Below are 11,069 nucleotides of genomic sequence, written 5' to 3'. Positions count from 1 at the left end.
TGAAGGTAGTGGACGCCCACCACGGGCGGTCATGCGGTGGCCCGGTGGGCGTCGTCCGATCAGGGTCTGGCGGTGCGGATGGGGGTGAGGATCCCGGTCATCGCGGCGAGCCGGGCATTGGCCCGGCGGCGGAGCAGGCGCCCGAAGTCCGCGGGCACGGCGGATCGCCCGACCAGCTCACCCGCCGCCTGGTACACCACGGCCGTGACCACGTCGGCGGCCACCGTGGGGTGCGCGAGGGCCAGCGCCTGCCGGACGGCGTCGGCGGTCTCGTTGACCGCGCTCGAGGGGGGAGTAGGCATTGGTCCAGCATGCCGGATCGGTAAAGTCGCCCGGTTGCCGTAACGGGACGCGCCGAACATCGTTCCGATGTCCCGCAACCCCAGGCAATCCCCGGTGCGGACGGGCGCAGGCCCCCTCGGGGGCGCACTGTCCTTTCCGGACTGACGGGACGGACTTCACTCGATCGGACGCCCCCGGAGCGGTGACCACACCCGCGGAACCTGACGAAGTCCACGATCCGGAACACGTGCTGAACCAGCGCTTCCCCGGCCCGCTCCCCTTCCTTAGGCCCCACTCCCCGCACTCCCGCACAACACCTTCCGCCGCACCACGTCCCCTGCACCTCTCGGGCGGATCCTCCGCCCCTCCCCTCCCGCATCCGGGACCTCTACGCCCGCGAGGGGTCGCCCGCCAAGGGGAACCCCTTGTTGTGACTCCACTTCGCGGTGCCGGGCGAGGGAAGCGGGTGACGTCCTCCTGTGGACAACTCCGGACGCGTGTGGGGAAGCAGCGGGAACCCGCCGTCAGCAAAGGCCTGCGCTGCGGAACCCCGGCTCGCACGAACAGCCAGGCAACACCCGTCGCCACGAGCCTCACACAGCAATGGAGCGGATTCGGCAGCCCCGACCACAACATGTGGATCGCATACCGCGCCACCACCGGGTGACAATCGCCTCGACATCGCCTACGCCGCCACCCCAAGGCAGCCAACCCGCCCACGCAGCCAGCACCCCGGCTATTTCACCGCCCCGGCCCCCAAAAGACAGCCCCCGCCCACCTCGGGGGACAGCCCTGCTCCATTGTCGCCGAGCCAGGTGCTGGGCTCTCTGTGGGAGTTGCGGTCGTCGAGAGATCGTCGGCCGCGGGAATGCACTGTTCGAGCACGCCGGCCAACAATGGTGTCATCGCCGCGATCACCCGACTGATCGTCGGCTGTGACACCTCGAACGCTTCCGCCAACTCCGCTTGCACTCGATTCCGCCGCAAGTACGCCAACGTGACCACTACGGACCGATGTAAAACCAGAACCGGCGGCCACCGGCGAATCGATTCGCTGGTGGCTTCGTGGATCAAAGCGCACAATTCCTCGACACGGCCTCGGGTGAGGCCGGTGATATGACACATGAAGGCGGTCCGTTTTTGAGAGTGATGTGCGGTAACTGAATTCTCCCAAACGGGCCGCCACCTCTTACTTTCGGATACTCACCCCGGGGTTGTGAATAAGCCTCTGTGGACAACTCCGAGTTATGTGAAGGAAAGCGAGAATCGGCCATCAGGCCACGGCGGGTTGATCTTCACTGGCGAACTGCGTCCGGTACAGCTCGGCGTACCGCCCACCGGCCGCCAGCAGTTCCTCGTGTCCGCCGCGCTCCACCACCTGGCCCGCTTCCACGACCAGGATCAGGTCCGCCGCGCGGATCGTGGACAGCCGGTGGGCGATGACCAGGGCCGTTCGGCCCTCCAGCGCCTCCGCGAGCGCCGCCTGCACCGCCGCCTCCGAGGTGGAGTCCAGGTGGGCCGTGGCCTCGTCGAGGATCACCACTCGGGGGCGGGCCAGCAGGAGTCGGGCGATGGTGAGGCGCTGGCGTTCACCGCCGGAGAGCCGGTAGCCGCGTTCACCGACGACGGTGTCCAGGCCGTCCGGCAGCGACCGGACCAGGTCTTCGAGCCGGGCGCGGCGCAGCGCGTCCCACACCTCGGCCTCGGCGGCCTCGGGGCGGGCCAGCAGCAGGTTGGCCCGGATCGTGTCGTGGAACAGGTGCCCGTCCTGGGTGACCATGCCGAGCGCGTCCCGAATGGACTCCGACGTCAGCTCCCGCACGTCCACACCGGACAGCCGCACCGCACCCGTGTCCACGTCGTAGAGCCGGGGGGTGAGCTGGGCGATCGTCGACTTGCCCGCGCCGGACGACCCGACCAGCGCGACCAGCTGCCCCGGCTCGGCGCGGAACGACACGTCGCGCAGGACCTCGACGCCGCCGCGCGTGTCCAGCGTCGCGACCTCCTCCAACGACGCCAGCGACACCTTGTCCGCCGACGGGTACGCGAAGCCCACCCCGTCGAACTCCACCGACACCGGCCCGTCCGGCACCGCCCGCGCGTCCGGCGCGTCGCTGATCAGCGGCGGCAGGTCCAGCACCTCGAACACCCGCTCGAAGCTGACCAGCGCGCTCATCGCCTCCACCCGGGCGCCCGCGAGCGCGGTCAGCGGCGAGTAGAGCCTGGTCAGCAGCAGCGCCAGGGACACGACCGCGCCCGGCTCCAGCGCGTCGGTGATCGCCAGGTAGCCGCCGAGCCCGTAGACCAGAGCCAGGGCCAGCGCCGACACCAGGGTCAGCGCGGTGACGAACACCCACTGCACCATCGCCGAGCGCACGCCGATGTCGCGCACCCGCCCGGCGCGCAGCGCGAACTCTCGCGACTCCTGCGCGGGCCGCCCGAACAGCTTGACCAGCGTCGCGCCCGGCGCGGAGAACCGCTCGGTCATCTGCGTGCTCATCGCCGCGTTGTGCTCGGCCGCCTCCCGCTGCAGCCCGGCCAGCCGCGCGCCCATGCGCCGCGCGGGGATGACGAACACCGGCAGCAGCACCAGCGCCAGCAGCGTCACCTGCCACGAGATGCCGATCATCACGACCAGCGTCAGGGTGAGCGTGACCAGGTTGCCGACGATCCCGGACAGGACGTCGCTGAAGGCCCGTTGCGCCCCGATGACGTCGTGCCCGAGCCTGCTGACCAGCGCCCCGGTGCGGGTGCGGGTGAAGAACGCGACGGGCATCCGCTGCACGTGGTCGAACACGCGGGTGCGCAGGTCGAGGATCAGGCTCTCGCCGATGCTCGCCGACAGGAACCGGCTGACCAGGCCGAACCCGGCCTCGAGGACGGCGGCGACGGCGATGACCGCGGCCAGGCCGATCACCACCCCCGGTGATGATCGCTGGACTATCGCGTCGACCACCCACCCGGCGAGCACGGGCGTGGCCACGGCCAACGCCGACAGCACCACGCTGACCAGCAGGAACCGCACGATGCGGGATCGGTGCGGGCGGGCGAAGACCAGGATCCGACGCAGCGTCGCGCGGGTGAGCGTCCGCTGGTCCTGCTGGGCGTGCATGGTGCGGTAGAGCGTGCTCCACGCGGTCATGTTCATGTCCATCGGTGACTCCTGCCGTCGGGGGTGCGCGGGCGACAGTAGGAGCTAAGGCGAACTGGAGGTCAAGTCGATTTGTACGATTCCCGTCGTGATCACTCCCCTTCGCGACTTCGGTGCGGGCGTCGGCCTGCTGGCCCGCGGCTTCCGGCTGGTCCTCAGCGACCGCCGCCTGCTGGTGCGGGGCGCGCTGCCCGCCCTGGTGACCAGCGTCCTGCTCTTCGCCGCGCTCATCGGCCTGGCGTTCTCGGTCGGCGACCTGGTCGCCTGGGCGACCCCCTTCGCCGACGACTGGGCGGCGCTGTGGCGGACGCTGCTGCGCGTGAGCGTGGGCATCTCGGTCGTGGTGGGCGCGATCGCGCTGTCGCAGGTGCTGTTCTGCGCGCTGACGCTGATCGTCGGCGGTCCGTTCTACGAGAGCATCGCCGAGGAGGTCGAGGACCGGGAGCTCGGCGGTGTGCCGTCGGCCCAGGAGATCGGCTGGGGGCGGGCCGCGTGGATCGGGCTGCGCGACGCGGTGCTGCTGGTCGTGCGGGGGCTGCTGTGGGCCGTCGTGCTGTTCGCGGCCGGGTTCATCCCGGTGGTGGGGCAGACGGTGGTGCCGGTGCTGGCGGTGTGCGTCGGCGCGTGGATGCTGGCGATCGAGCTGACCGCGATCCCGTTCGTCCGGCGCGGCGTCAGCCTGCGGGCGCGGCGGCGGGCCCTGAAGACCCGCCGCGCGCTGACGCTGGGGCTGGCGGTGCCGGTCTACCTGCTGTGCCTGGTGCCGCTGGCCGCCCTGTTCGTCTTCCCGGCGGCGATGGCGGGCGGCACGCTGCTGGCGCACCAGGTCATCGACCGGGTCCCGGCAGCAGCGGGCGCGGGTCGAAGGTGACCCGGATCCGGGTGATCAGCCCGTCCACCACGTGACTCCAGTTGGCGGTGGGCACGGGCGGGGCGTCGGCGGTGCGCAGCTCGAACCAGGTGAGGACGTCAGGCCCGTCGACGAAGCGGTGCACGACGTCGATCCCGGTGACGATCTTGGAGAGCCCTTCGATGCCCGCCCGTGCCTCGTCGGCGTTGTCGGCGGTGCCGAGGGGCCCGCGGAAGGTGACGTCGTCGGCGAGGACGGACCGGAACCGCGCGAAGTCCCGCTCCCGCCACGCGTCGAAGTAGGTCTCCACGGCCGCACGGGGTGTCTTGGTCATACCCCGAGTCTGTGCCGCGTCGACCCATAAGTCGAATAGCGGCTCGTTGCTGATGCTAGAACTGACGCTTATGGAACTACGGCAACTGGAGTACTTCCTCGCCATCACCGAGGAAGGCGGCTTCACCCGGGCGGCGGCACGCGCGCACGTGGCGCAGCCCGGGGTGAGCGTCCAGATCCGCCGCCTGGAGCGGGAGCTGGGCCAGGAACTGTTCGACCGCACGGGCCGCACCATCCGCCTCACCCAGGCGGGCGAGGCCCTGCTCCCCTACGCCCGAGCCGCCCTGAGAGCCATCGACGACGGGCGGCTGGCGGTGGACGAGTTGGCGGGGCTGCTGCGGGGGCGGGTGACGGTCGGGATGCTGACGGCCACACCCGCCGACAACCTGATCGACCTGCTGGCGGACTTCCACACCGCGCACCCCCGGGTGGAGGTCAGTCTGCGGGAGGACACGTCGGACAACCTGGTCGAGGGACTGATCACCGGAACCATCGACCTCGCCTGGGTCAGCACGGCGGGCCGGACGCCGGACGGTCTGACGGGGGTTGTCGTGACCGATGAGCCGCTGGTCGCCGTCGTCATCCCGGATGACCCGCTCGCGACCCGCGCGTCCCTGCCGTTGGCCGCCCTCGCCGACCGCGTCCTGGGCAGCCTGCCGCCGGGGACGGGCCTGCGGGCCGCACTCGAGCAGTCCTGCGCCACGGCAGGCTTCACCCCGCGTATCGGGTTCGAGGCGAGCGCCCCGGAGGTCCTGGTCAAGCTCGCGGCTCGCGGCATGGGTGTAGCCGTCGTCCCCGCCCCCGTCGCCGCCCTCCACCCGACCACGACCCGCCACATCCCCTTGACCGACCCCGAACCCCGAGGCCGCATCGAACTCGCGTGGCGCGCCGAAGGCCCCCTGAGCCCACCCGCCCAAGCCCTGATCACCGCCGCCCGCCGCGCCCCCACCCCCGGACACACGACCCACCCCCAGGCATCCGCCATTGCCGGTGCACACGAATGATCCGGGTCAACACGGCCGAGGCGCCCGGCAGGGGCAGGAGGTCTGGCCGCCACCGGCAGCCGTTGCCCGCCGCCGGTTCGACAGGCCAGGCGCCTCGGCCAGATCCGGCACTCCCACCTCGACCTCCGGGCCGGAGGCGAAAAGGCGCTCTTGGCACACACCGCACGGAGCCAGCGGGCCCGGCCGGAGCGTCGACCACGCACACCGACGCCACAACCCGACCGTCGACCTCGTACGCCTCGCAGATCGCCCCGCCCGCGCACCGTCGTCCGCAACCCCGAATCTCTTGCGCATCAACGAGATCGCGGCGTTCACGAGCTCCACATCGACAGCCGCGAGCGGTCAGCCCACCGCGCCTCATAGCGGCCTACATCCACTGAATACAACGCTCGAGCCCAAGACCGGATTGACCTCCCTCCGCACCTCCGCCAAGCCGCGTGCGGCGGCACCAGACCGGCAAATTGCTCCACTGTGGACAAATCGCAGGCATGGGGACTACTCCGAGCTGAAATCGTTACGGGCGAAGCCAGTTGTCCACAGCCTTGATCAACTACGGCCGGAACTGTCGGTGTGCGCCGGTAGCATGGACACCGGGGGCCGGAGGCGCGCCTTGATCATCAGGGCACGCTGGGCAGTGGGTCAGCAGCAGCGCTCGCCCCGCCAAACCGTGCGCCCCTCCACCACCGCCGCGATCGCCGGCCCGACCACCGGACCCGCCCTCACCAAACCAGGCACGACCCACCCGGACCCCGATGTCCACAGCACCACCTCGGTCGCGCAGGCCACCGAGGTGTCCACAGGCTTGATCGTCTTCGCTCAGCACTGTCGGTGCCCGCGACTAGAATGGAAACCGGGGGCCGGAGGCATACCAAGATCAGCGCGAGGCGGATGACTGTTGAGCCGATCCACTGACAGGCGAGCGCTCCGAGGCCAACGACACCTGGGCAACGAGCACGACCCCGCGCGAATCAGGGCTTCTGCGCGAGCGCGCCCAGCATCAGGTGGTTGAGTTCGCACAGCGGTGTCAGCCGGGGACCGTCGGGCCACCACTTGTGCAGCAGCACCAGGCCCGGCTCGATGAGCCGCAACCCCTCGAAGTACCCCTCGATCTCCGGCCGCTCCCGGAACGACGTCGCCACCGCCGTCCCCATGAACTCCTTGAACAGCGTCCGCGCCAGCACGCTGTGCACGCTGCCGTCGGCCGGGTCGTACTGCTGGCTCAGCACCAGGTACGAACCCGACGGCAGGGCCTCCACCCAGCCGCGCACCAGGGCGCGGACCACGTCGTCGTCGAGGATGTGGCCGGTCACCGCGCACAGCAGGACCGCCATCGGGCGGTCGAAGTCGACGCACTTGCGCAGGCCGGGGTCGGTGGTGACCCGGTCCGGGCGGGTGATGTCGAAGTCGAGCATGTGCGTGTACTCGTTCTCCTCCAGCAGCGCGCGGCCGTGCGCGAGGACGACCGGGTCGTTGTCGATGTAGACGACCTTCGCCTCGGGGTTCTGCCGCTGCACGATCTGGTGGGTGTTGTCGCCGGACGGCAGTCCCGAGCCCAGGTCGAGGAACTGGTCGACGCCACGCCGCGTGACCAGCAGCCGCAGGACCCGACCCACCCACTCGCGGTGGTCGCGGGCCATCTGCTCGACGCCGGGGGCCATCGCGGCGAGCCGGGCGACGACCTCGCGGTCGGCGGCGTAGTTGTCCCGCCCGCCGAGCAGCGCGTCGAACAGCCGCGCCTGGTTGGGCGCGTCGAAGTCGAGGGAGGCCCCCGGCGGGCGGGGGTCCCACGGCGAGCGTTCGGCAGCGGACATGTGACGGACTCCACAGGAGCGGCGACGGACGGTGAACAGGGTAGGACACCGGGTGGCCATCGCGGACAGCCCCCGTCGTACGTCGTACTCGTTCTCCGCTGCGTTCGCGCCCCGTCCGGTCATCGTCACCCGGAAGTCGGAGGCCCGCTGGTACGTGTGGGGTACGGCCACTGCGCCCGGTGACGGTTTGTAGCCCACCGTGCGCGACTAGGGCAACGCGTCGACCGCGGTCCCCAACTCGGCGAGCGAGGGCGGGTCGGCACCCGCGCGCGTGCAGGTGGTGGCGGCGACGGTGCACGCGAAGTCGAGTGCGGTCGCCAGGTCGAGGGTGCTCGGGTCGGCGCCGGGCCCCAGCAGGCCGGACCGGGAGAGCACGCACAGCAGGCCCGCGGTGAACGCGTCACCCGCGCCGACGGTGTCGACCGCGGTGACCTGCGGGGCGGGTCGGGTGAGCCGGGTGTTGGCCGTGATCGCGTGCGCACCCCGGGAACCGAGCGTGACCACCACCAGCCTCGGCCCCCGACCCAGCCACTCGTTGGAGTGAAACACCGGATCGACGGACGGGTAGAGCCAGGCGAGGTCCTCCGCGCTGGCCTTCACGACGTCCGCCAGCGCCACTTGCCGCGCCACCCGCGCCCGCTCGTCCGCCACGGCACCCGCGAGGGACGGCCGGATGTTCGGGTCGTAGGACACCGTGCGCCCGGCATCGCGCGCGGCGCGCATCGCGTCCTCGACGGCGCGGGGCGACAGCGCGGCGGCCAGCGACCCGGTGTGCAGGCAGGTGGCGCCCTCGACGGCCGGGACGCGGTCGACGTCCCAGCCGATGCGGAAGTCGTAGGCGGCGACGCCGTCGAGGTCGGTCGAGGCGAAGGCGACGCTGGTCGCGGCGGTGTCGAGGGTGCGCAGGGAGACCTCGGCGAGGTGTTCGCGCAGCAGGGCACCGAGCAGGTCGTCGCCGATGCTCGTCGACAGCGCGACCGGCACCCCGAGCCGCGCCAGCCCCACGGCGACGTTCGCCGGGCTGCCGCCGGGGTGCGCGGTGAACACCCGGCCGTCGGCGATCATGTCGACCAGGGCCTCGCCGACGACGCTGATCACTGGCGCGGGAACGGCAGCTGCGGTTGGGACGCCTGGTCGCCCGCGACCGCGGCGGCGCGGGCCTCGGCGGAGGCGCGGCAGTGCCCGCAGTTGACCGTCTCGGCGACCGGGTGCAGCTCGCCCGCGCCCGCGCCGGACCAGCCCTGGCCGCAGGCGGGCGCGGGCATGGTCAGCCCGGACACCCACGGCACCATCCGCACGGCGTGCACCACCGGCGACCGCCGCACCCGCAGGTTCCGGTCGGCGAACCGGGCGGCCTCCTGGCGCGCGACCGACGACAGCGCCGCGTACAGCGGGTCTTGCTCGGCGGCCTGCGGGAACAGCGGTTCCATGGTCACGAGCCCAGCATGCCGCACGGGACCGACAACCGACAGTTCAGTGGATGCTGTACGGTTTCCGCTGTGCTGAAGTGTGAAACACGGGAGGACGCCCTCGCCCGCCTCGGCAAGGCGCTCGCCGACCCGACCCGCTGCCGGATCCTGGTCGCCGTGCTGGACGGGGTCAGCTACCCCGCGCACCTCGCCGACCACCTGGGCCTGACGCGCTCCAACGTCTCCAACCACCTGTCGTGCCTGCGCGGCTGCGGGCTGCTCGTGGCCACCTACGAGGGCCGCCAGGTGCGGTACGCGCCAGCCGACGAACACCTGGCGCGGGCGCTGGGCGAACTGGTCAAGGTGGTGCTGGCCGTGGACACCGATGAGACGTGCCTGAACGGATGAGCACCGACGCGTGTGCGTGTTGCAACACGACCGCAGAACGCACAACGTTGCTCACCCGCCGGGTCCGATGGCTGGTCGGTGCCACCATCACCTACAACGTTGCCGAAGCGGTCGTCGCAATCACCGCAGGCGCGGTCGCGTCCTCAACGGCGCTGATCGGCTTCGGCCTCGACTCGGTGATCGAGGTCGCCTCGGCAACGGCCGTCGCCTGGCAGTTCTCCGGCACGGACCACGCCAAGCGCGAACGCGCGGCCCTGCGGGTCATCGCGGTGTCGTTCTTCGCACTGGCCGCCTACGTGGCGATCGAATCCGCCCGGGCGCTGGCGGGTGGGGAGGTCGCGGCCCACTCGACGGTCGGCATCGCACTGGCGGCGGTGTCGTTGGCGGTCATGCCGTTCCTGTCGGCGGCGCAGCGGCGGGCGGGGCGGGAGCTGGGGTCGGCGAGCGCGGTGGCGGACTCCCGGCAGACGTTGCTGTGCACGTACCTGTCGGGGGTACTGCTGGTGGGGTTGCTGCTCAACTCGTGGCTGGGCTGGTGGTGGGCAGACCCGGTGGTCGGCCTGGCAATCGCGGCGGCGGCGGTGAACGAGGGCCGCACGGCTTGGCGGGGCGAGCACTGCTGCTGACCCGCAGCCCAGCGGCCCCTGATGATCAAGGCGCGCCTCCGGCCCCCACTATCCATCCTAGCCAGGGCGACCGACAAAACCGGAAGATCAACAGCGAGCCTGTGGACAACTCCGCCTAGCGGCCCCAAGCCCAGCGAAGGCCGTAGCGGCCCTGCAAGTCAGTCGCGTAGGCGTGAGCCGTGTGCGCGGAGTCCAGATCAACAGCCCGAACCTGTTCTCGACCCCCGATCTCCGAGTACTGGACGCAGTACCTCGGCAGCGCCCGCGGATCGAACCGAACCTCCAACAGATACCCCCGCACCGGCAGCCTGCTCACCCTCTGGTGCCCGAGCGCGATCGGACTGGGCTGAGGAATCCGGTACTCGTGCTCCACGATGATCGTCTCCCGGCGCGCCAGGGTGTGGTCGAAGAGGAGTTCCGCCGCGATCTGGCCGCCCGTGCGGTCGATGTTGACCCGACCGACGGTGCAGTTGCGCAGGCCCGTCACCGAAGGTGGCGGACCTCCTCGGCGCTCCGCCCAGCTGGTGACCACGATCCGGTCCACACCATCACGTTCCGCGCGCAATACCTGGCGGGTGCGCTGGACCCTCTTGACCCGGTCGGCGCCGATCTCGATGTGGTCGTGGGCGCTCAGCCTGGTCAGCAGGGCATCCTGGCTCAGGTCCAGCTCCGCCACCAACCTGCGGAACTCCCCCATGTCCGACCACGGCGCCGACACGGCCAGCGGCTGCGGCACGCGGCGGGCCGCCCGGCCGCGCGGCTTGGGGGCCTCCAGCAGCGACCGCAGCGACCCGGGCGCCAGGCCGAGCAGCGCCTCCAGGTGGTCGAGCGCGGCCAACGACCGGGGGCGTTCGGGGCGGCTGCGGCCGGTCTGCCAGTAGCTCAGGGTCGCCAGGCTGACCGGCGTGCCGCGGGCGCGCAGTTGCTCGGCGAGTCGCTCCAGGGTGGTCTCGCGGACCTGGATCGCCGCGCGCAGGGCATCGGCGAAGCAGCCGGGGGCCGGGACGGTCACCTCCCGGAACGTAGCTTTCCTCGCCCGTTCGTGGGAAGAGGCGGTTCGTTGCGGCGGCCCTGCCATGCGCGGTCACAATCACCAGAACGCTCACGGAAATCGACGTCCTATTCCCTGATAGGCCCGTACGCGACCCGATCCGACTAGGGTTTTCCCGCCGCGTCATGACTGAGGGAAACCGGG

Annotated in this window: 13 protein-coding genes; 5 read left to right on the top strand and 8 right to left on the bottom strand. The window is 71.2% G+C overall.

All coding sequences use genetic code 11. The features are described from left to right. Window positions 1-59: 59 nt before the first annotated feature. From V5P93_RS13370 to V5P93_RS13360, 3 genes are all read right to left on the bottom strand, one after another. Window positions 60-302 carry a hypothetical protein gene (locus tag V5P93_RS13370; protein ID WP_104480307.1) on the bottom strand — a complete coding sequence of 81 codons (243 nt, stop codon included), beginning with the start codon at window positions 300-302 and terminating at the stop codon, window positions 60-62. 721 nt (window positions 303-1,023) lie between these two features. Beyond that, window positions 1,024-1,407 carry a transposase family protein gene (locus V5P93_RS13365; RefSeq protein ID WP_104480308.1) on the bottom strand — a complete coding sequence of 128 codons (384 nt, stop codon included), beginning with the start codon at window positions 1,405-1,407 and terminating at the stop codon, window positions 1,024-1,026. Between the two features lie 148 nt (window positions 1,408-1,555). Continuing rightward, window positions 1,556-3,436, bottom strand: a complete 1,881-nt coding sequence (locus V5P93_RS13360) for an ABC transporter ATP-binding protein (protein ID WP_104480309.1) — start codon at window positions 3,434-3,436, stop codon at window positions 1,556-1,558. A gap of 85 nt (window positions 3,437-3,521) precedes the next feature. Here V5P93_RS13360 and V5P93_RS13355 point away from each other — a divergent pair, with 85 nt between their 5' ends. After that, entirely contained in the window at window positions 3,522-4,304 is a 783-nt protein-coding gene (locus V5P93_RS13355) for an EI24 domain-containing protein (protein WP_104480310.1), read from the top strand. Here V5P93_RS13355 and V5P93_RS13350 read toward each other — a convergent pair. Then, window positions 4,261-4,617, bottom strand: a complete 357-nt coding sequence (locus tag V5P93_RS13350; protein ID WP_104480311.1) for a nuclear transport factor 2 family protein — start codon at window positions 4,615-4,617, stop codon at window positions 4,261-4,263. The two genes, V5P93_RS13355 and V5P93_RS13350, sit on opposite strands and share 44 nt — an antisense overlap. A 70-nt stretch (window positions 4,618-4,687) precedes the next feature. Here V5P93_RS13350 and V5P93_RS13345 point away from each other — a divergent pair, with 70 nt between their 5' ends. Continuing rightward, the gene (locus V5P93_RS13345; protein ID WP_104480312.1) at window positions 4,688-5,620 is read left to right on the top strand and encodes a LysR family transcriptional regulator; all 933 of its coding nucleotides are present in this window, start codon (window positions 4,688-4,690) and stop codon (window positions 5,618-5,620) included. A gap of 968 nt (window positions 5,621-6,588) precedes the next feature. Here the strand turns inward: V5P93_RS13345 and V5P93_RS13340 are convergent. Beyond that, complete coding sequence (locus V5P93_RS13340) at window positions 6,589-7,431, bottom strand: SAM-dependent methyltransferase (protein ID WP_104480313.1); 843 nt, start codon at window positions 7,429-7,431, stop codon at window positions 6,589-6,591. A gap of 31 nt (window positions 7,432-7,462) precedes the next feature. Here V5P93_RS13340 and V5P93_RS13335 point away from each other — a divergent pair, with 31 nt between their 5' ends. Beyond that, window positions 7,463-7,624: a hypothetical protein gene (locus V5P93_RS13335; RefSeq protein ID WP_374066014.1), complete on the top strand. Its 162-nt coding sequence runs from the start codon at window positions 7,463-7,465 to the stop codon at window positions 7,622-7,624. 14 nt (window positions 7,625-7,638) lie between these two features. Here the strand turns inward: V5P93_RS13335 and V5P93_RS13330 are convergent, their stop codons facing one another. Continuing rightward, entirely contained in the window at window positions 7,639-8,529 is an 891-nt protein-coding gene (locus V5P93_RS13330) for a carbohydrate kinase (protein ID WP_104480314.1), read from the bottom strand. Beyond that, on the bottom strand, window positions 8,526-8,867 hold the full coding sequence (locus V5P93_RS13325) for a hypothetical protein (protein ID WP_104480315.1): 342 nt from the start codon (window positions 8,865-8,867) through the stop codon (window positions 8,526-8,528). The genes V5P93_RS13330 and V5P93_RS13325 overlap by 4 nt, the downstream gene beginning before the upstream one ends. A gap of 63 nt (window positions 8,868-8,930) precedes the next feature. Here V5P93_RS13325 and V5P93_RS13320 point away from each other — a divergent pair, with 63 nt between their 5' ends. Next, window positions 8,931-9,248, top strand: coding sequence for a helix-turn-helix transcriptional regulator (locus V5P93_RS13320; protein ID WP_104480316.1), 318 nt, complete (start codon window positions 8,931-8,933; stop codon window positions 9,246-9,248). Next, window positions 9,245-9,874 carry a cation transporter gene (locus V5P93_RS13315; protein ID WP_104480317.1) on the top strand — a complete coding sequence of 210 codons (630 nt, stop codon included), beginning with the start codon at window positions 9,245-9,247 and terminating at the stop codon, window positions 9,872-9,874. The genes V5P93_RS13320 and V5P93_RS13315 overlap by 4 nt, the downstream gene beginning before the upstream one ends. A gap of 115 nt (window positions 9,875-9,989) precedes the next feature. On the opposite strand, the gene V5P93_RS13310 is transcribed toward V5P93_RS13315, so the two are convergent. Continuing rightward, complete coding sequence (locus tag V5P93_RS13310) at window positions 9,990-10,886, bottom strand: transcriptional regulator (protein ID WP_104480318.1); 897 nt, start codon at window positions 10,884-10,886, stop codon at window positions 9,990-9,992. Between the last annotated feature and the right edge of the window lie 183 nt (window positions 10,887-11,069).

The sequence above is a fragment of the Actinokineospora auranticolor genome, assembly GCF_041897805.1.
In the GTDB taxonomy this organism is placed as follows: domain Bacteria; phylum Actinomycetota; class Actinomycetes; order Mycobacteriales; family Pseudonocardiaceae; genus Actinokineospora; species Actinokineospora auranticolor.
Note: the sequence above shows the minus strand (reverse complement) of the source record. Positions and strands in the feature narration are given on the sequence as shown.

What these genes read in the sequence shown, in the direction of transcription:
- V5P93_RS13370 (WP_104480307.1), bottom strand. Translation starts at nt 302, where the DNA reads ATGCCTACTCCCCCCTCGAGCGCGGTCAACGAGACCGCCGACGCCGTC.
- V5P93_RS13365 (WP_104480308.1), bottom strand. Translation starts at nt 1,407, where the DNA reads ATGTGTCATATCACCGGCCTCACCCGAGGCCGTGTCGAGGAATTGTGC.
- V5P93_RS13360 (WP_104480309.1), bottom strand. Translation starts at nt 3,436, where the DNA reads ATGGACATGAACATGACCGCGTGGAGCACGCTCTACCGCACCATGCAC.
- V5P93_RS13350 (WP_104480311.1), bottom strand. Translation starts at nt 4,617, where the DNA reads ATGACCAAGACACCCCGTGCGGCCGTGGAGACCTACTTCGACGCGTGG.
- V5P93_RS13345 (WP_104480312.1), top strand. Translation starts at nt 4,688, where the DNA reads ATGGAACTACGGCAACTGGAGTACTTCCTCGCCATCACCGAGGAAGGC.
- V5P93_RS13340 (WP_104480313.1), bottom strand. Translation starts at nt 7,431, where the DNA reads ATGTCCGCTGCCGAACGCTCGCCGTGGGACCCCCGCCCGCCGGGGGCC.
- V5P93_RS13315 (WP_104480317.1), top strand. Translation starts at nt 9,245, where the DNA reads ATGAGCACCGACGCGTGTGCGTGTTGCAACACGACCGCAGAACGCACA.